General features: G+C 71.2%; 17 protein-coding genes. 8 read left to right on the plus strand and 9 right to left on the minus strand.

Annotated features, from left to right (window positions below):
- Window positions 1–28: 28 nt before the first annotated feature.
- Window positions 29–2,011, minus strand: coding sequence for a serine/threonine-protein kinase (locus ACH34Q_RS12965; RefSeq protein WP_395983109.1), 1,983 nt, complete (start codon window positions 2,009–2,011; stop codon window positions 29–31).
- A 359-nt stretch (window positions 2,012–2,370) separates the two neighbouring features.
- Between ACH34Q_RS12965 and ACH34Q_RS12970 the strand changes: the two genes are divergently transcribed.
- A complete protein-coding gene (locus ACH34Q_RS12970; protein ID WP_395983110.1) occupies window positions 2,371–3,594 on the plus strand; it encodes an MFS transporter in 1,224 nt (407 codons plus the stop codon).
- On the opposite strand, the gene ACH34Q_RS12975 is transcribed toward ACH34Q_RS12970, so the two are convergent.
- Together ACH34Q_RS12975 and ACH34Q_RS12980 are read right to left on the minus strand one after the other, a co-directional pair.
- Window positions 3,582–5,081 (minus strand): aldehyde dehydrogenase family protein, encoded by a 1,500-nt coding sequence (locus ACH34Q_RS12975; protein ID WP_395983111.1) that lies wholly within the window; start codon window positions 5,079–5,081, stop codon window positions 3,582–3,584. The genes ACH34Q_RS12970 and ACH34Q_RS12975 overlap by 13 nt on opposite strands.
- 90 nt (window positions 5,082–5,171) lie before the next feature.
- Window positions 5,172–6,563 (minus strand): carotenoid oxygenase family protein, encoded by a 1,392-nt coding sequence (locus ACH34Q_RS12980; RefSeq protein WP_395983112.1) that lies wholly within the window; start codon window positions 6,561–6,563, stop codon window positions 5,172–5,174.
- A gap of 111 nt (window positions 6,564–6,674) precedes the next feature.
- On the opposite strand from ACH34Q_RS12980, the gene ACH34Q_RS12985 reads away from it, so the two are divergent.
- Complete coding sequence (locus ACH34Q_RS12985) at window positions 6,675–7,199, plus strand: PadR family transcriptional regulator (protein ID WP_395983113.1); 525 nt, start codon at window positions 6,675–6,677, stop codon at window positions 7,197–7,199.
- A 268-nt stretch (window positions 7,200–7,467) separates the two neighbouring features.
- Here ACH34Q_RS12985 and ACH34Q_RS12990 read toward each other — a convergent pair whose 3' ends face one another.
- From ACH34Q_RS12990 to nucS, 4 genes are all read right to left on the minus strand, one after another.
- Complete coding sequence (locus ACH34Q_RS12990; RefSeq protein ID WP_395983114.1) at window positions 7,468–8,283, minus strand: site-2 protease family protein; 816 nt, start codon at window positions 8,281–8,283, stop codon at window positions 7,468–7,470.
- Window positions 8,284–8,387: 104 nt separating this feature from the next.
- On the minus strand, window positions 8,388–9,017 hold the full coding sequence (locus ACH34Q_RS12995; protein ID WP_395983115.1) for a TetR/AcrR family transcriptional regulator: 630 nt from the start codon (window positions 9,015–9,017) through the stop codon (window positions 8,388–8,390).
- Window positions 9,018–9,103: 86 nt separating this feature from the next.
- Window positions 9,104–9,511, minus strand: a complete 408-nt coding sequence (locus tag ACH34Q_RS13000) for a DUF3224 domain-containing protein (protein WP_395983116.1) — start codon at window positions 9,509–9,511, stop codon at window positions 9,104–9,106.
- A gap of 38 nt (window positions 9,512–9,549) precedes the next feature.
- Window positions 9,550–10,248: an endonuclease NucS gene (gene nucS / locus ACH34Q_RS13005; RefSeq protein ID WP_395983117.1), complete on the minus strand. Its 699-nt coding sequence runs from the start codon at window positions 10,246–10,248 to the stop codon at window positions 9,550–9,552.
- A 261-nt stretch (window positions 10,249–10,509) separates the two neighbouring features.
- Between nucS and ACH34Q_RS13010 the strand changes: the two genes are divergently transcribed.
- Both ACH34Q_RS13010 and ACH34Q_RS13015 read left to right on the plus strand, forming a co-directional pair.
- Entirely contained in the window at window positions 10,510–10,710 is a 201-nt protein-coding gene (locus ACH34Q_RS13010; protein ID WP_395983118.1) for a hypothetical protein, read from the plus strand.
- Window positions 10,711–10,990: 280 nt separating this feature from the next.
- The gene (locus ACH34Q_RS13015) at window positions 10,991–11,383 is read left to right on the plus strand and encodes an SCO5389 family protein (protein WP_395983119.1); all 393 of its coding nucleotides are present in this window, start codon (window positions 10,991–10,993) and stop codon (window positions 11,381–11,383) included.
- A gap of 25 nt (window positions 11,384–11,408) precedes the next feature.
- Here the strand turns inward: ACH34Q_RS13015 and ACH34Q_RS13020 are convergent, their stop codons facing one another.
- Window positions 11,409–12,395, minus strand: coding sequence for an LLM class flavin-dependent oxidoreductase (locus ACH34Q_RS13020; RefSeq protein ID WP_395983362.1), 987 nt, complete (start codon window positions 12,393–12,395; stop codon window positions 11,409–11,411).
- A 55-nt stretch (window positions 12,396–12,450) separates the two neighbouring features.
- Between ACH34Q_RS13020 and ACH34Q_RS13025 the strand changes: the two genes are divergently transcribed.
- The 4 genes from ACH34Q_RS13025 to ACH34Q_RS13040 all read left to right on the plus strand — a co-directional run bounded on the left by ACH34Q_RS13025 (window position 12,451) and on the right by ACH34Q_RS13040 (window position 16,110).
- Window positions 12,451–14,040 carry a 3-hydroxybutyryl-CoA dehydrogenase gene (locus ACH34Q_RS13025; RefSeq protein WP_395983120.1) on the plus strand — a complete coding sequence of 530 codons (1,590 nt, stop codon included), beginning with the start codon at window positions 12,451–12,453 and terminating at the stop codon, window positions 14,038–14,040.
- A gap of 38 nt (window positions 14,041–14,078) precedes the next feature.
- Window positions 14,079–14,399 (plus strand): ATP/GTP-binding protein, encoded by a 321-nt coding sequence (locus tag ACH34Q_RS13030; RefSeq protein ID WP_395983121.1) that lies wholly within the window; start codon window positions 14,079–14,081, stop codon window positions 14,397–14,399.
- Window positions 14,400–14,435: 36 nt separating this feature from the next.
- Entirely contained in the window at window positions 14,436–15,158 is a 723-nt protein-coding gene (locus ACH34Q_RS13035) for an alpha/beta hydrolase (RefSeq protein WP_395983122.1), read from the plus strand.
- A 160-nt stretch (window positions 15,159–15,318) separates the two neighbouring features.
- Entirely contained in the window at window positions 15,319–16,110 is a 792-nt protein-coding gene (locus tag ACH34Q_RS13040) for an alpha/beta fold hydrolase (RefSeq protein WP_395983123.1), read from the plus strand.
- A 49-nt stretch (window positions 16,111–16,159) separates the two neighbouring features.
- On the opposite strand, the gene ACH34Q_RS13045 is transcribed toward ACH34Q_RS13040, so the two are convergent.
- Window positions 16,160–17,752 carry an AI-2E family transporter gene (locus ACH34Q_RS13045; protein ID WP_395983124.1) on the minus strand — a complete coding sequence of 531 codons (1,593 nt, stop codon included), beginning with the start codon at window positions 17,750–17,752 and terminating at the stop codon, window positions 16,160–16,162.
- Between the last annotated feature and the right edge of the window lie 61 nt (window positions 17,753–17,813).

Below are 17,813 nucleotides of genomic sequence, written 5' to 3' on the forward strand. Positions count from 1 at the left end.
TTCCGCTTCCCAGGCCCTTTGCCGGTCTTCAGGCGCGGAGCACGTACAGATAGCTGTCCTGGCTGCCCACATAGACGACGCCGCCGGCCACCACGGGCGTCGACATGCGGAACCCGCCCTCGGCCGTGAACCGCCATCGCGGCTTCCCGCTCGCCGCGTCCACCGCGTACACGTTGTGGTCGGCCGCCCCCGCGTACACCACCCCGCCGGCGAACGCGGGCGGCGCCTCGATCCGGCCCGTCTCCAGCCGCCATCGCCGCGAGACCTTGCCGCCCGACACCTGGAACGCCAGCAGCCCGCCGCCGCTCCCCGGGACGTACACCATGCCCTCGCTCACCGCCGGCCCCGCGCCGAACGAGACGCCCGGATCGTGGTCCCACAACCGCCTGCGCGCCTTGGTGTCGTACGCCCACAACCGGCCCGGCTGGAGCTTCGCCCCGTACAGGACGCCATCGGCGAGGGTCAGGACGTCCGCCTCCAGATCCGGGATCACCCCACTCTGCCGCCCGCCCGCGAAAACCGCGACGCCCTTGCCGTTCATGGCCACATAGACCTGTCGGCCATCGGTCACGGGATCTGAGAGCGGCATGCGCGTCCGCCCCTTCAGCGCTCCCGTCAGGTCATGGACCACGAAAGAGGGCTGGGTATTCGTGATGAGCCCCGTCCGTAGATAGACGTGCTCCCCGCTCACCACCGGAGCGCTGCGCCCTTGCCCCGCTCGCTCGGCCCATTTCCGCTTGCCGTCGGCCATGCCGACGGCATGCAGGATCCCGATGTCGCTCACCGCGTAAATGACATCGCCCGCCACGAAGGGCGGCGAATTGAACGGGCTCCGCGTCAGCGGTTCCGGGGACGTGGCCGGATCGTACCTCCAGCGCTCGCTCCCCGTCGCGACATCGAAGGCATGCAACTCCCCGTTGTCGGTGCCCACGATCGCCAGTCCCTTGGCCAGGACAGGGCCGCCGCCCACGCCCCGTCCCACGCTGATTCTCCGTACCAGCGTCCCCTTCGGCGTCGTGTCCCGGGGCGCGGGCTCGCCGCCCCCGGCGAAACTCGCCGCGGCGGCGGCTCCGCCCCCCGCCACAAGGAGCCCCAGACCCGCCGCCCCGAAAAGAACGGCTCGCCGCCCCCGCCGTACCGGAACGAGGGTCTTGCTCTGCGAGATATCGGCGGCCAGGGAAGCGGGCAACCACGAAACACCCTGCGGCGCGGCCGTACCGAGCCAGTGCAGGAGAAGCTGAGGCGCCGGCCGCCGGGAAGGGTCCTTGTCCAGACAGGCCGCGATCAGTTGCCGCAACCGCGGATCCTCGATCCCCCCGAGCCGCGGCTCCTCGTGGACGACCCGGTAGACCATGACCTGCAGCAGAGCCCGGCCGAACGGCCCCTGCCCCGTCGCCGCGAAGGCGAGCACCGCCCCCAGCGAGAAGACGTCCCCCGCCGGCCCGGTGTCCAGCCCGCGCGCCTGCTCGGGCGACATGTACCCGGGCGACCCCACCACCGCCCCCGCCTGCGTGATGGCGCTGACATCGGCCGCGTGCGCGATCCCGAAGTCGATCACCTTGGGCCCGTCCGGGCTGAGCATCACGTTGTGCGGCTTGAGATCCCGGTGGACGATCCCGGCCCGGTGGATGGAGATCAGCGCCTCCGCCAGCCCCGCCCCCAGCGCCGCCACCGCCGGCGCCGGCAGCGCCCCGTGCTCGGCGACCGCCTCGTTCAGCGGCTTGCCCTCCAGGAAGGTCGTGACCAGCCACGGGCTCGGTGCCTCCGGATCCGCGTCGATCACCGGCGCCGTGAACGCCCCGCTCACCGCCCGCGCGGTGGTGACCTCCCGCCGGAAACGGGCCCGGAAGTTCGGATCGTGCGCGAACCGTTCATGGATGACCTTGATGGCGACCATCAGCCCGGCCGGCGAGCGCCCCAGGAACACCAGCCCCATACCGCCCGCACCGAGCCGTCCCAGGAGCCGGTAACCCCCGATCTCCTCGGGATCGCCCGGTCGCAACGGCGCCATGCACTCTCCTTTTTGAAGTCCCGGCCCACTGCACTCGCCTGGCGGCTCGTTCCGTGACCGTGCCTTGGGCGAGCGCGACATCGCTTCGCGATCTGGCCGGGGAGGCTCGCCTTCGGCTTCGCCTCCCCGGCCAGGTAACGCGCTCGCGCGGTGGCCGAGGCCACTGTGAGACAGGTTCTAGATCACCCGCTAGAGGTGAGACGCACGACACCCCGCAAAAGGTCGCCCTCACCCCAGAAAATCCCGAGGTGGCCGGACCGGTCCACCACGATGATGGCGTGAATCCGCCAGATCTGTGCCGGTGACGCCGGTTGGGTTGAGAGTGCACCTTCACTGACGCCCGCCACAGGATGGAACCGATGTCCACAGCGACCACTTCGATCAGCGGCCCGACCGCTCCGCGCCGTCCGGCGACGGCCGGCCGGCCGGCCGTTCTGGCGGTGATGATGGGGATCTTCTCGATCGTCACCACCGAGATCCTCCCGATCGGGCTGCTGACGTCCATCGGTTCGAGCTACGCCATCTCCGATGGGACGGCCGGGCTGATGATGACCATGCCCGGGTTCCTGGCCGCGGTCGCGGCACCCCTCGTCACGGTCGCGACCGCGCGGATCGACCGGCGGCCGATGCTGTGCGGGTGCATGTTCCTGCTGGCCGCGGCGAACTTCATCGCGGCGGCCGCCCCGGGCTACTGGGCGGTGCTCCTCTCGCGCGTTCTCGTCGGGATCGTGATCGGCGGCTTCTGGTCGATCGGCGCGGGACTGGCCGGTCGCCTGGTCCCTGAACGGTCGGCGCGCCGGGCGACGGCGGTCATCTTCGCCGCCGTCCCGCTGGGGTCGGTCCTCGGTGTGCCGCTGGGGATGCTGATCGGAGATCTGGCCGGGTGGCGGGCCGGTTTCGCGGTGATGGGCGTGCTTTCGGTGGCGGTGCTCATCGCGCTCGCCGTGCTGCTGCCGCCGCTGCCCCCCGTTCAGGCCACCCGGCTCACCGTGCTGCGCGGCATGGTCCGGGGCGCCGGGACGCGCTTCGCGCTGGCGGCGACCTTCCTGATCGTCCTGGCGCACTTCGGCACCTACACGTACGTGACGCCCTTCCTCGAACGGGTCGCGCACGTGCCCCCGGCGATGATCACGGTGTTCCTGCTGATCTTCGGCGTCGCGGGTGTCGCCGGCAACTTCCTGGCGGGCGCGGCCGTGGGCCGCCATCCGCACGCCGCGTTCGGTGTCGCGGGCGGCCTGATCGCGTTCGCGACGCTCGCACTTCCGCTTCTCGGCCGATCCGATCCCGGTGCCGTCGCGCTGCTCATCGTGTGGGGCGTCGGGTACGGCGCCGTTCCGGTCTGCTCGCAGACCTGGTTCGTCATGTCGGCCCCGCACGCGCCGGAGGCCGCCTCGGTGCTGTTCACCGCGTCGTTCCAGGCGACGCTGTCGACCGGTGCCCTGGTCGGCGGCGTCGTCGTGGACCGTACGTCCCTGTCGGCGGTCATGGTGCTCGGCGGCGTCGCCGCGGCGGTCATGGTGGCGACCGCCGCGGCGCGTTCCGCCGGCTCCGCCGCCCGGTCGGCCGCCGGTCAGCGCTTGTAGCGCTTGGCGTGCATCATGTTGATCATCTGCAGGATGCGCGCCATCTCCTTGTCCGTACGCTCGAAGGAGGTGAGGTTCATCGGAAGGGTGAAGCGGGTGCGCGCGATGGCCTTCGGGCGGGCGAACTCGCGCAGGCCGTCGGCGCCGTGGATGCGGCCGAAGCCGGACTCGCCGACGCCGCCGAAGGGCAGCGCGGCGATCATGGCGAACGAGGCGAAGGCGTTGATGGAGGTCATGCCGGAGCGCATCCGGCGGGCGGCGTCCATGGCACGGGACTTGTTCTTGGAGAAGATCGTGCCGGCCAGGCCGTAGTTCCCCTGGTTGGCCTTGTCGATCGCCTCGTCGAGGTCCTTGACCCGGTGGACGGTGATGGTGGGACCGAACGTCTCCTCGCGGACCGCGGACGAGTCGTCCGGGACGCCGGTGAGGATGACCGGCTCGACGTAGGGCTTGCGGACCGAGTCGGCGCCGCCGACGACGGCGGTGCCGCCCTTGTCGAGGGCGTCCTTGATGTGGCGCTCGATGATGTCGAGCTGGCCGGGCATCGTGATCGGGCCGTAGGCCGCCTCGCGGTCGAAGCCGGGACGCAGGTCGCGGGCCTTCTCGGTGAGCTTGTCCAGGAAGGCGTCGTAGGCGCCGTCGACGACGTAGACGCGCTCGACGCCGATGCAGGTCTGGCCGGCGTTGGACATCGCGCCCCACAGGGCCGCGTCGGCGGCGGCGTCCAGGTCGGCGTCGGCGTCGACGATGCAGGCGTCCTTGCCGCCGCACTCGGCGACGATCGGGGTCAGATTCTCGGCGCAGGCCGCCATCACCTTCTTGGCGGTACGGGCCGAGCCGGTGAACGCGATCTTGTTGACGCCGGGAGAGGAGGCCAGGGCGGCGCCGGTCGCGCCGAGGCCGGTGACCGTCTGCAGGACGGGCTGCTCGGGAACGACGCCGGCGACCAGTTCGGCCAGCAGGACGCCGACGCCGGGGGTGAACTCCGAGGGCTTGAAGACGACGGCGTTGCCGGCCGCGAGGGCGTAGGCGATCGAGCCCATCGGGGTGAAGATCGGGTAGTTCCACGGGCCGATCACGCCGACGACGCCGAGCGGCTGGTACTCCAGGACGGCCTTCTGGTTGAGCGAGGCCACCCCGGGGAAGACGGTGCGCGGGCCGAGGGTCTTGCGGGCGTTGCGGGCGGCCCAGTCCAGGTGCACGATCGCCATGATCGTCTCGAGCTGGGCGTCCTGCAGGGGCTTGCCGGTCTCCTGGTGGATGAGCTCGGCCATCCGGTTGAGGTTGCGGGTCAGGGCGCCCTTGATGTTGAGGAGCCGGAGCCGGCGCTCCTTCCAGCCGAGGTCACCCCACCACTCGGAGGCCGTGCGGGCCCGCTCGATCGCCTCGGCCACCGCCGCGTCGTCGGAGACGGGGTGCTCGGCGACGACCTCGCCGGTGGCCGGATTGACGGACGAGAATGTCGTGCGCTCCGTGGCCACGGACATGAGGTACCTCCCGGTGAGCTCAGTAAGTGACTGCTTGCGCAGCATACCGATTCAAACCACCCTATTGGACGCCGGGTCACTGACGCCGGGTCACCGACCATGATCCTTCGCTGCGCCGCCCGCTTCCGGGGAGGCGGTGAAGGAGGTGTCGGGGATCCAGCTGCCGTGGAAGCCCGCCGGTACGCGGCGCGGCAGCCGTACGGACGCGGCCGGCGTCAGGTCCGCGGCGTCCAGGACGATCAGTTCGGAGCCCTGCCCGCCGGTGTCGGTGACGATCGACAGCAGCCAGCCCTCGTCCTCGTTCCGGGCGCCCTCGGCGGGAACGAAGACGGCCTCGCCCGGGGCCAGGCCAGGGCCGGGCGTGTGGTCGGTGGCCGCGCCGGTACGCAGGTCGTACTTCACGATCGCGTCGTCGGTGGCGGTGTAGAGGTAGCGGTGCGCGCGTCCGGTGAGCGTGTCATCGTGCGTCGGGAACTCCACGGCGCGGTCGTCGATCGCCTCGTCGAGGACCTTGCCGGTGGCCGTGTCGATCGTCCAGCGGTGCAGCCGGGCGCCGCCGGCCTCGGCGGCCGCCTGGGCCGGGTTCGCGGACAGCCCGCCGACCGACGACCAGATGCCGGTGAACGACTCCGGGCTGTAACGCGCGCCGTCGAGCACCACGCGGCCGGCCGCGTCCTCGTAGGCGTTGCCGACATGGAAGACGTAGCAGGGGTCGATGTCGTACCAGCGCACCTGGCCCCCGGCGCGCGGCATCACGCCGAGCCGGGCGCCGTAGTGGTCGTCCCAGCGGTACGGCATGCCGCGGGTGATGAGGTCGAGGTCGAAGACCAGCGGCAGGTCCAGCCACACCACATGGTTCTCGGTGATCGCGAAGTCGTGCACCATCGTCGCGCCCGGGACGTCGATCTCGCGGCTCTCGACGAGTTCCCCGGCGGCGGAGAGGCGGTGGTAGGTGAGGAACGGCGGCGTGAACCCGTACCCGAAGAACAGCAGCTCGCCGGTGACCGGGTCCTCCTTGGGATGCGCGGTCATCCCGGTGGTCAGCCGGCCGCCGAAGTCGCACGGGCCGACGGTGTCGAGGTCGCGGGTCAGCTCGTACGGGAAGCCGACCTCGACCAGCGCGTAGATCTTGTCGTTGTGCGGGATGACATGGGTGTTCGCGGTGACGGCGGTCCGGTCGAAGGTGAAGTCGGGACGGACCATCGCGGCGCCCTCGGTGAAGGCCTTCGTCCGGACCCAGCGGTTGCGGTACCACTCGGCGCGGCCGTCGCGGAGCCTGATCCCGTGCACCATGCCGTGCCCGGAGAACCAGTGGTGGCTCTCCTCGCCGGGTACGGGATTGGGGCCGTTGCGGAAGTACCGGCCGTTCAGCTCGGGCGGAAGGGTGCCGGTGACCGCCAGGCCGGCGGCGTCGATCTCGTCGGGGACGGGGGCCAGGTGCCCGTCCATCCACGGGGGGCGGGTCTCGGCCTGCTCGCTCATGGTGTCTCCTCGCGATGGGTGCTCATGTCCCGCTACGACGTTCCACTAGTGACAGGTCAAAAGTAAAAGGTCCTATCGCGACATGTCAATGTAGGAGGGTAGGATTTCCGTATGAGTCTCCGTCACGGGCTGCTGGGCCTGATCGTCGAGGTGCCCGGGCGCAGCGGATACGACCTGCTGAAGATCTTCGAGCTCTCGCTCGGGCACGTCTGGTCCGCCACCCAGAGCCAGCTGTACGGCGAGCTGGGCAAGCTCGCCGCCGACGGGCTGATCGAGGTGACCTCCGAGGGACCGCGCGGCCGCAAGGAGTACGGCGCCACCCCGGCGGGCCGCGACGAGCTGCGGCACTGGCTGACCGAGACCACCCCCAAGCCGGCCAACCGCGACGAGGCCATCCTGCGGGTGTTCTTCCTCGGCACCCTGGAGGCCGACCAGGCCCGCGACTACCTGCGCGAACAGGGCGAGAAGGCGGCGCGTGGCCACATCGAGCTGGCCGAGCTGGACGCCTCGCTCGACTGGGAGCACGACAACGACGGCCTGGCGCCCGCCGGGCGGATCGCCCTGGAGTACGGCAAGCGCTACATGGCCATGCGCAGGGAATGGGCCGAATGGGCCCTCGAGCAGATCGAGCCCTGACCGGTCGTGTTTTTGAAGACCCGGCCCACGGTGCTCGCCTGGCGGCTGTGTTCATAAGCCCCGGCCCACGGTTCTCGCCTGGCGGCTGTGTTCATAAGCCCCGGCCCACGGTTCTCGCCTGGCGGCTCGCACCGTGACCGTGCCTTGTGCGAGCGCGACATCGCTTCGCGATCTGCCCGGTGAGGCTCGCCTCCGGCTTTGCCTCACCGGACAGGTAACGCGCTCGCGCGGTGGCTGAGGCCACTTTGAGAGAAGCCCTAGGGGACGGTCAGTCCTGCCAGAACTGGAAGAGGGCGTGGCCCATTCCGATCGGCGAGACGTCCATGGACAGCTTGAACGGGAACTCGCCCAGCCCGATCCACCCGGCGATCCCGTACGCGATGTCGAAGAAGCCCCGGTTGACCGCCGGGATCAGCCACAGCGCGGCGATCAGCCCCAGGAAGATGTAGCCGCCGTACTGGTTGGCCTTGGCCACCCAGCGGCTCGGCAGGTACGGCTCGATGATCCCGAAGCCGTCCAGCCCGGGGATCGGCAGCAGGTTGAGCAGCGCCGCGGTGACCTGCAGGAACGCCAGGAAGGCCAGCGCGGACCAGAACAGCCCGTGGTCGGCGCCGGCGAAGTTGGCGAACACGGCGGCCAGCACGATCGCGAACAGCGCGTTCGACAGCGGCCCCGCCGCCGAGATCAGGCTGTGCTTGATCCGGCCGCGGATCGCGTGCCGGTCGATCCAGACCGCCCCGCCGGGGAAGCCGATCCCGCCGAGCAGGATGAACAGGACGGGGATCGCGAAGCTCAGCGTGACGTCGGCGTACTTCGCCGGGTTGAGCGTGAGGTAGCCGCGGGTGGCGACGCTGTGGTCGCCGGACCGGAACGCCAGGTAGGCGTGGCCGAACTCGTGCACGCACAGCGACAGCACCCAGCCCGCGATGACGAAGCCGAACACCGCCACCCGCGCCGGCGTGGTCGTCATCTGCCCGTACCGCCAGGCGATCAGCCCGCACAGCACGGTGAGCGCCACGATGAGCAGGAACACCGGGCTCGGCCGGACCGAGGAGCGACCCCGCAGCTTGTCTACCGACCCCATTCCGGCCCTTCTCTCTGCCCGTTCCGCCGGCCGCTTTGCGCGCCCGCCCTGAACGTTCCGCCGTCCGTCCTGCCCGTCGCGCGTACGCCGCCTGGTCTTTGAAGCTACCGGCTCCGCGGCGCGGCCGGTGCCGTCGCGCCTTCACCGGGCTCCGGTCCGGTGACCACCGGCACCACGTACGTGCGCAGGAACCGGCGCAGCCCGGCGGCGTCCCGGTCCCGGTCCATCACGATCAGCGAGGTGATGATCCGGAAGAGGAACTCCACCGTTCCCTCCACCTCGATGTCGGCCCGCAGCATCCGGAGCCGCTGCGCCTGCTCGAAGTGCGGGCGCACGTAGTCGCAGCACATCGCCAGGACATGCTCGGCTCCCTGCGCCACCGCCGCCTGCATGTGCCCGGCGGCCTCCGGCACCAGGAACGCCGCTACCGCGGGCTGCTCCCGTACATAAGTGACCGCGTCCAGGGTGCCTTCCACCACGGCCTCCGACACCGAACGCTCGGTACGCAGCCGTTCGGCCAGCCGGTCGAGGAAGCGGCTCAGATCACGCACCACCACCGCGAGGATCAGCTCGTCACGTCCGCCGGTGACGCTGCGGTAGACCGTCGCGCGCGACAGTTTCGCGGCGGCGGCGATGTCCTCGACCGTGGTCTTGGCGACGCCGAACCGGGCGAAGCACTCCTCGGCCGCGTCGATGATGCGCTCGCGCGTGGTGTCGGTGGTCGCCGGGGGCATGCCAGCAGATTACCGGCGCCGCGAGGGCCCGCCGAGCGGACGGCCATCGGACGGCGATCGGCCGGGCACCGGGAAGGGCGGCCGGATCAGACGAGCGTGTAGTCGATCGTCCAGGAGTGACCGCCGTCCGGGGTCACGATGATCTCGCCCTGGCCGCGGATCCCGGCCAGCTCGCCGGTCCCCGAGGTCGGCACGATCAGCCACCGCAGCCACTGTGTCTCGGCCGTACCGTCGTCGCTCCCGGCACTGTGCTGCAGGACGAACGTGCCCTCGCGGCCGTGCAGGATGCCCCGTACGGTCTCGACGCCCACGTACGCGACGGGCCCGGCCGCGCTCTCCACCGTGGTCAGGTCGGTGGTGCTGGTGCCGACGAGGTCGCCGTGGAAGGTCTTGCCGACCCGGACCCGGGTGAGCTTGTTGCCGGCCTCTTCCTCGTACGGCTTCTCGGCGTCCCAGGAGTCGATGTCGAAGGTGCCCGCGGCTTGGTACGTCATGCCCGGCAATTATGCCGGGCCCGCTCCGGCGGCGTGCCTTAGAAGAGCGTGCCTTCGTGCTCGATCCCGCGCAGCGCGTCGTAGTCGAGCGTCACGCAGCCGATGCCGCGGTCGGTGGCCAGCACCCGCGCCTGCGGCTTGATCTCCTGCGCCGCGAAGATGCCCCGTACCGGCGCCAGATGCGGATCCCGGTTGAGCAACTCCAGGTAGCGGGTGAGCTGCTCGACGCCGTCGATCTCGCCGCGCCGCTTGATCTCGACCGCCACCGTGGCGTGGTCGGCGTCCCGGCACAGGATGTCGACCGGCCCGATCGCGGTCGGGTACTCGCGGCGGACCAGTGACCAGCCCTCGCCCAGCGTGGTGATGTGCTCGGCCAGCAGCTCCTGCAGGTGCGCCTCGACCCCGTCCTTGACCAGGCCCGGGTCGAGCCCGAGCTCGTGGCTGGAGTCGTGCAGGATCTCGTTGACGGTGAGGATCAGCCGCTCGCCCGACTTGCTGTGCGTGACCGTCCAGCGGGCGATCGCGCCGTTCTCGTCGGCCTCGCCGTCCGCGCCGAACGGCTCCTCGCGGAGCGTGCAGGGCGGGTTCATCCAGTTCAGCGGCTTGTAGGCCCGGTCGTCGGCATGGATGCTCACGCTCCCGTCCGACTTGATGAGGACCAGCCTCAGGGCCATCGGGAGGTGGGCGGTGAGCTTGCCGGCGTAGTCCACGCTGCAGCGGGCGATAACGAGACGCACGAGGCCCAACCCTAGTGAGCCTGGACCGTGCTCGCGCCCGTCCTCCGCTATCTCGGTCCCCTGGGGCTATGTCGGCTCTCAGCCGTCCCGGGCCCTCTAAGCCGTCTCGGGTCGCCTAAGCCGTCGCGGGCCCGCTTAGGCCGTTCTAAGGCGCTCAGACGGGCGGAGATAGGGCTAAGTCCCGATGTGGGGGTGCCCGCCTTAGAGCGAATCTAGAACATGTCGGGCCGGGGAAACGGCCCGGAAAGCCGAGGAGGGGCGATGTTCCACAACGACATCATGTACGCGGTGATGCAGGAGCGTGCCCGTGACATGCGGGTCAGCGCGAAGCGCGCCCGTGACGCGGGTATCGCTCGCCGGGGCCTGCGGTTCTGGGCGGACGAGGCCGCGAAGCGGACCAGCGCGAGGACCGTACGGCGCGCGACCCGCGCCGGCGGTACCGCTGCCGCCGCGGGTCGCTGAGACGCCGGATGCGGACGCGGGGCCTGGTCCAGGCTCCTGCCGCGTCCGGCGTACGCGCCGTGGCGGGTACGCGGGCCCGTCCGCCGGGCCCGTGCGGAGACTCGGGCGGAGACTCGGGCGGAGACCCGTGTGGTGGCACGCGGAGTGAGCGTGCGAGCAGTGTCACGTCCACGTGATCGATTCCTTACCCGGGAGTGTCAAGGCCTGGAATTCCCCGGAGGCCGTGGTTAGCGTCACGGGTGGTGGGTGCTCATCGCCTTCGGTGAAAGGAAGCCCGTCCATGTCCCTTGACGTGTCCCCGGAACTACTCGAGACCGCACAGCGGGGAGAGGTCGACGACGCCGCCTTCGTGGCGTGCATCCGCGACTCCCTGCCCTACGCGTGGGAAATGATCACCGGGCTGGTGGCCCGGCTGCAGGTGGACGGCGGTGACTTCGCCGACAACCACACGCCGCCACCGGACGAGCAGGCGCGCGGCCAGCTGCTGCGCGTGCTGGCCAGCGACGCCATGCGCGCGACGCTGGAACGCCACTTCGGCATGAAGCTGGCCTTCCAGAACTGCCACCGCGTCGCCGTCTTCCCGGCCGGCGCCGATGACTCGGAGGCGTACCGCACCTTCGTGACCGCCCGCGACCAGATCCTCAACCAGTCGCCCGAGCTGCGCGACTGCTGACGATCGCGAGGCAGGGCCGGGGCCGTCAGGCTCCGGCCCTGACCTTGGGCAGGACCTCGGCGCCGAGACGGGCGATGTTCTCCAGTGTCGCCTCGCGCGATCCGGCCGCTTCCACCAGCAGGATGAGGTGCCGGATCCCGGTACGCCGGACGGTGCCGATCATCGACTCCGCGCAGTCGTCCGGGGAACCGACCGGATGCAGGCCGCACAGGTACCGGGTGTATTCGACGGGGTCGCGGCGCTCGCGCGGACGGTCGTCGACCGGGACGTATCCGTCCAGGCCGGGCCCCAGCCAGCGTGGCATCTCGCGGACGAGCGTCGACACGGCCTCGTCGCGGGTGCCGGCCACCTGGGCGAGGTGGGTGGAGATATGCGGTGTCTCCGGCAGGCCATGACGTTCTATCGCGGCGGCCTTCTCTTCATCACCGGCGTGCATTCCCAGCAGCATCGGCAGCCCGCGCTCGGCGGCCAGGCGCTCGGTCGCGGGGGACGTACAGGCCACGGCGACCGGCGGGGGAGCGGCCGGTCGCGGTACCACGGGCACCTCGCGGAAGCGGAAGTGCTCGCCTTCCCAGGACAGGCGTTCCGGGCCGTCCAGCCAGGCCAGGAGCAGGTCCAGGGATTCGGCGAAGCCGTCCTCGTAGCGGGACAGGCCCGTACCGAAGACCTCCAGATCGCGCCAGGGCCCGCCGCGTCCCACGCCCAGGCGGAAGCGGCCGCCGGAGGTGAGCGTGAGCAGCGCGGCCTCCTCGGCGAGCGCGACCGGATGGCGGCTGGACAGCACGCTGACCGCCGTACCGACATCGATCCGCCGGGTGCGGCCGAGCAGGTGCCCGGCGAGCGTGGTCGCGGACGGGACGACGCCGTACGACATGAAGTGGTGCTCGGCCAGCCAGACGTCGTCGAACCCGGCACGTTCCGCCGCCAGGGCCGCCTCGACCGTACGGGCGAGGGCGGCGGCGTCGTCCTGGCCGGGGTAGCGGGCCGCGAGAAGAAAGATTCCAAAGCGCACCATCCCGTCGTACCCGGGCAGGGACGATCCGGAGCGTTCTGGGAGACTGCCGTGCATGAGTGGTGGTTTCAGCAGGGTCGGGGTCGTAGGGCTGGGCACGATGGGCGCGGGCATCGCCGAGGTGCTCGCCCGCGGCGGGCTCGCGGTGGTCGGGGTCGAGATCAACGAGGACGCGCTCGAACGCGGCCGCGGCCATCTGGAGGGCTCGACCGGCCGCGCCGTCAAGCGCGGCAGGCTCAGCGAGGACGGGCAGCGCGAGATCCTCGACCGGATCACCCTGACCACCGACTTCGCCGATCTGGGCGGGTGCGATCTGGTGATCGAGGCCGTCCCGGAACGGCTGGAACTCAAGCGCAAGGTGTTCGCGCAGCTGGACCGGGTCTGCCGGGACGACGCCGTGCTGGCCACCAACACCTCCTCGCTGTCGGTCACCGCGATCGCCGTCGGCACGAGCCGGCCAAGCAAGATCGTCGGGGTGCACTTCTTCAACCCGGCGCCGGTGATGCGGCTGGTCGAGGTGATCGGCACCGTGCTCACCGAGCCCGATGCCGTACGGCGCGTCGCCGCGCTCGTCCAAGACCTCGGCAAGACCCCGGTGACGATCGGCGACCGGGCCGGTTTCGTGGCGAACCGGCTGCTCTTCGGTTACCTCAACCAGGCCGCGAACATGCTGGAGTCCGGCCACGCCACCCGCGACGACATCGACACGGCGATGAAGGCGGGCGCCGGGCTGCCGATGGGCCCGTTCACGCTGATGGACCTGATCGGCCTGGACACCTGCCTTGAAGTGCTGGAGGCCGTCCACGCCGAGTCGCGCGACCGCCGGCACGCGCCGTCCCCGCTGCTGCGCGAGCTGGTCACGGCCGGGCTGCTCGGCCGCAAGACCGGCCGCGGCTTCTACTCGTACGGCACCACGGCCCCCGAGCCGGAACAGTCCACCGGCCCCGCGCCGAGCGTGGGCGTCGCCGGCTTCGACGCGGCGACGGCGGGCGCGATCATCACGACCATCGCCGGAGCGGGCGGAGAGATCCGTCACATCGGCGAGGGCCTGGACGAGGCGACGGCCGCGCACGTGACCGGCGGTACGGACCTGACCGGCTGTGACCTGATCATCCTCGGCCCCGGTACGCCGGACCCCGCCGATGTGACGGCAGGCCCGGACACGATCCTGGCCGTCGCGGACCCTTCCGTACCGGTGATCGAACGAGCCATGGCCACCGACCGTCCCGCCAAGGTCGTGGGCCTGCACTTCCCGGAGGCCGGCGGCGCGCTGGTCGAGATCGCGGCCACGGTCGCCACCGGTGAGGGCGTCGCCGACCGGACGGCCGCGCTGGTCTCCGCGCTCGGCCTGATGCCGGTGCGCTGCCGCGACCGGGCCGGATTCATCGTGGACGCGCTGCGCTTCCCGTACCTGAACGACGCCGCCGCGATGCTGGGCGCGGGCTATGCCGACGCCGACTCGATCGACGCCGCGATGACGCTGGGCTGCGGCTACCCGACCGGGCCGATCGCCGATCTGGAACGGCTCGGCCTCGACCGCGCCGTCGCCGTACTGTGGGCCTTGTACGCCGAGACCCGCGAGCCCGCCCTCGCGCCCACACCGCTGCTGGACGAGCATGCCACCGCCGGCCGTCCCCTCCGCTGACGTCCGATTCCGGACGCCGCGCCAATATCCTGGTCGCCATGAGCCCGCGTAAGAACCGCCGCACCCCGTCGGGCCCCGGCCCGTCCGGTGGCGGCGGTTCGTCGTGGACGCAGCGCACCGAGGAGGGCTCGGACGGGGACTGGAACGTCCGGATGGTCTCCGGCTCCAGCGCCGCCAAGCAGTATCGCTGCCCGGGCTGCGACCAGCTGATCCCGGCCGGCGTGGGGCACGTGGTGGCCTGGCCCGCCGACGGGCGCGGCGGCGCCGACGACCGGCGGCACTGGCACCGTCCCTGCTGGCAGGCCCGTGAGCGGAGGGCGCCCCGTACGATGCGCTCCCGTGGGGCCCCGCGCTACTGAGGCCGCGGCCGGGCCGCGACGAGACGAGGGAGACCGATGGGCGAGATCCGGGCGAGCACCGTACTCCCGGCGCGGCGTACGGCGATCACGCTGCACACCGCGGACGGGCTGGAACTGATCGGCGAGCTGGCGCTCCCCGCCGAGCGCCCCCCGGTGGCGACGCTGGTCTGCCTGCATCCGCTGCCGACCGCCGAGGGCATGATGGACAGCCACGTCCTGCGCAAGGCCGCCAACCGGCTGCCCGCGCTGGCCGATGTGGCGGTGCTGCGGTTCAACACGCGCGGGACGACGTCGGCGCACGGGACGAGCCAGGGCGAGTTCGGCGACGGCGAGACCGAGCGGTTCGACGTCGCGGCGGCGGTGGAGTACGCGGAGTTCCACGATCTGCCCCATCCCTGGCTGCTCGGCTGGTCGTTCGGGACCGAGCTGGCCCTCAAGTGGGGCCGTGACCCGCTGGTCGAGGGGGCGATCCTGCTCTCCCCGCCGCTGCGCCGCGCCGGCGACGCCGAGCTGGACGCGTGGGGCGAGGACGGGCGTCCCGTGGTGGCCCTGGTCCCCGAGTTCGACGACTTCCTGCGCCCTGCCGAGGCCCTGGAGCGGTTCAAGCGGATCCCGCAGGCCGAGGTGGTCGCGGTGGACGGCGCCAAGCATCTGTGGGTGGGCGAGCCGTACGTCCGGATCGTGCTGAACGAGATCGTGAAGCGGGTCGCGCCGGGTGCCGTTCCCCTCCCCACGGAATGGGACGGTCCAATCGTTTGAGGCGGACCCCCCGCCCATCCAAGCCAGACAAATGGGGCAACTAAACCCAGGCGACCGATCACGGCCACACCTCTCCGTAGGGCCCCGCTCCGGGGTAACGATTGCGTAGCCGTCCCGCTGGGGGACGGACCGCGATCGACGAGTGGGAGGACTGCACGCCATGCCCGTGCAGCTGTACGCGAGAGACGTTGGTGCCGGTACGCCGCTCGTTCTGCTGCACGCGTTCCCGCTGTCATCGGCGATGTGGCTCAAGCAGCGCGAGGACCTCGCCGGACGGTTCCGCGTGGTCACCCCCGACCTGCGCGGCTTCGGCGGATCGCGGCTCGGCACCGACGAGCCGTCGGTCGACCTCATGGCCGACGACGTGGCCCTCCTGTTCCGGCGCCTCGGCCTGTCCCGGGCGGTGATCGGCGGGCTGTCGATGGGCGGGTACGTGGCGATGGCGCTGTGCCGCCGCCATCCCGACCTCGTTCTCGGCCTGGTCCTGGCCGACACCAAGGCCGCCGCGGACACCGACGCCGTACGGCTCGCCCGGCTGCGCCAGGCCGAAACCCTCGAACGGGACGACCAGGTGACCGTCCTGCTCGACGAGGTGCTGCCGAACCTGGTCGGGCCCACCACGCTCCAGCAGCGCGCACTCGTGTACGGGCGAGTGCGCGGCCTCGTCCAGGCCACCCCCGCCCCGGCCGCCGCCTGGGCGCTGCGGGCCATGGCCGCCCGCGACGCCTCGTTCCAGACGCTGCGCGGGTTGAAGGTGCCCGTGCTGGTCCTGGTCGGCTCCGAGGACGGCGTCACGACGGAGGACGACGCCCGCGCGATGGCGGACGTCATGCCGAACGCCGAGCTGATGGTCATCCCGCGCGCGGGCCATCTGTGCGCCGTCGAGCAGCCCGACCTGTTCAACCAGGCCGTATCGGAGTTCGCCGCAGCCCTGGCCCGCGCCGCCCAGTAGCCACGCCGCCCAGCAACCGCGCCGCCCAGCCACTACAGGGACGCCGCGGCTACAGGGACTCCTGGCGTGGCAGGAACACCTCGCGGATCACGAGCGAGATCGCGGCCGCCGTGGGGATCGCCAGCAGTGCCCCGATCACCCCCAGCAGTGCCGCGCCGACCAGCGCCGCCACGATCGTCACCGCCGGCTGGACGTCCACCGTCCGCTTCATGATGCGCGGGTGGATCAGGTAGTTCTCCAGCTGCTGGTAGATCACGTAGAACACGATGCTGGCGATGCCCTCGGGGACCCCGTGCAGGAACGCCACGATCGTGACGATCACCGCCCCGATCGTCGCGCCGATCAGCGGGATCAGCGCGGTCACCGCCACGATCAGCGACAGGGCCAGCGCGTACGGAATCCCGAGGATCTCCAGGAAGATGTAGCTGATCAGTCCCGCGATGAACGCGATGGTGAACTGGCCGGCCACGTACCCGCCGATCCGGTCCAGGATCTCGTCGCCCAGCAGCGCCACCCGGGCCCGGCGGGACCGCGGCGCGAGCTGGTAGAAGAACGTCTTGATCTGGGGCAGCGAGCCGAGGAAGTACAGCGTCAGGATGAGGATGGTCAGCGTCTGGACCGTCCCGCTGACCGCCTGCCGGCCGACCTCGTACGCGCGGGTGGCCAGCGTCTCCTGGAACTCCGCGTCGGAGATCTTCTTCTGCGCCTGCTCCAGCAGGTGGTACCGCTGGTCCCACTCGGCGATCTTCGGGTTGTTCTGCAGCTGCTCGATGTAGATCGGGACGTTCCGGGTCAGCGCGGTGATCTGCTCGGTCAGCGGCGGGACGAGCGAGGCCACGAACCCGGCGAAGAACAGCAGCACCAGCAGGAACACCACGGCCACCGACCAGCCGCGCGACAGCCCGAACCGCTTGATCCGTTCCACCGCCGGGTTGAGCCCGACCGCCAGGAACATCGCCACCACCAGCATGATGAGGACGGACCGTGCGTTGGCGGCGGCCTGGATGAGCAGCCAGGCGGTGATGACCCCGAGCGCCCCGGTGAAGCCGAACACGAACGGATGCGTCTGCCCGAGCGGCTGCCCCGGCCGTCCGAACGGGAACCGCTTGTCGACCCCGGCCTCGCGCTTGCGCTGCTCCAGGTCGTGCGCGGGATCGGGAGTGTCCACGGTCGAGGCCGGAGCGTCCGAGCCGAGCGCGGGTCCCTTGGAACCCGAGGACGTCGAGGGGGACGAGGACGCCGTCACGGGGACGGGCAGGAGACGGTCGGCCTCGTCCTTGCGGGGAGGATCTTCGGCATCGTCCACCGAGGCCACGTCCCCGAGCCGTACCGACCCTCCGGTCTCAGGGATCTCCACCCCGTTGCCACCGGACGTGGCGGCGGCCGCGGGCGCCTCGACCGAGCGGCCGGCCGCCTTGGACTCCTCGCCATCGGCGTCGGCGTCCGCCGCAGTGCTCGCCTCAGCACCCGCGCCCGCCGCAGCGTCCGCCTCAGCACCCGCGTCCGCCTCAGCGTCCGCCTCCGTGGACGCCTCGGGGGCATCGTCGGGTGGTGGGGACGGGGCGGGGACGTTGCTGCCCGGAGTGGATTCCGTGCCTTCGGGAACGGGAGGCCGTTCCTTGGGCGGCATGTCTTCGGACACGGCACTCTCCTCGTTATCCGTCCAGCCGTCCGAGCGGAACCGGCAGGGCCGGACGGGACGA

Source organism: Actinomadura sp. 9N407, from assembly GCF_044326315.1.
In the GTDB taxonomy this organism is placed as follows: Bacteria; Actinomycetota; Actinomycetes; order Streptosporangiales; family Streptosporangiaceae; genus Spirillospora.

Excerpts from the sequence above, each read along its gene's own strand:
- ACH34Q_RS12965 (WP_395983109.1), bottom strand. The coding sequence starts at position 2,011 with ATGGCGCCGTTGCGACCGGGCGATCCCGAGGAGATCGGGGGTTACCGG.
- ACH34Q_RS12970 (WP_395983110.1), top strand. The coding sequence starts at position 2,371 with ATGTCCACAGCGACCACTTCGATCAGCGGCCCGACCGCTCCGCGCCGT.
- ACH34Q_RS12975 (WP_395983111.1), bottom strand. The coding sequence starts at position 5,081 with ATGTCCGTGGCCACGGAGCGCACGACATTCTCGTCCGTCAATCCGGCC.
- ACH34Q_RS12980 (WP_395983112.1), bottom strand. The coding sequence starts at position 6,563 with ATGAGCGAGCAGGCCGAGACCCGCCCCCCGTGGATGGACGGGCACCTG.
- ACH34Q_RS12985 (WP_395983113.1), top strand. The coding sequence starts at position 6,675 with ATGAGTCTCCGTCACGGGCTGCTGGGCCTGATCGTCGAGGTGCCCGGG.
- ACH34Q_RS12990 (WP_395983114.1), bottom strand. The coding sequence starts at position 8,283 with ATGGGGTCGGTAGACAAGCTGCGGGGTCGCTCCTCGGTCCGGCCGAGC.
- ACH34Q_RS12995 (WP_395983115.1), bottom strand. The coding sequence starts at position 9,017 with ATGCCCCCGGCGACCACCGACACCACGCGCGAGCGCATCATCGACGCG.
- ACH34Q_RS13000 (WP_395983116.1), bottom strand. The coding sequence starts at position 9,511 with ATGACGTACCAAGCCGCGGGCACCTTCGACATCGACTCCTGGGACGCC.
- ACH34Q_RS13010 (WP_395983118.1), top strand. The coding sequence starts at position 10,510 with ATGTTCCACAACGACATCATGTACGCGGTGATGCAGGAGCGTGCCCGT.
- ACH34Q_RS13015 (WP_395983119.1), top strand. The coding sequence starts at position 10,991 with ATGTCCCTTGACGTGTCCCCGGAACTACTCGAGACCGCACAGCGGGGA.
- ACH34Q_RS13025 (WP_395983120.1), top strand. The coding sequence starts at position 12,451 with ATGAGTGGTGGTTTCAGCAGGGTCGGGGTCGTAGGGCTGGGCACGATG.
- ACH34Q_RS13030 (WP_395983121.1), top strand. The coding sequence starts at position 14,079 with ATGAGCCCGCGTAAGAACCGCCGCACCCCGTCGGGCCCCGGCCCGTCC.
- ACH34Q_RS13035 (WP_395983122.1), top strand. The coding sequence starts at position 14,436 with ATGGGCGAGATCCGGGCGAGCACCGTACTCCCGGCGCGGCGTACGGCG.
- ACH34Q_RS13040 (WP_395983123.1), top strand. The coding sequence starts at position 15,319 with ATGCCCGTGCAGCTGTACGCGAGAGACGTTGGTGCCGGTACGCCGCTC.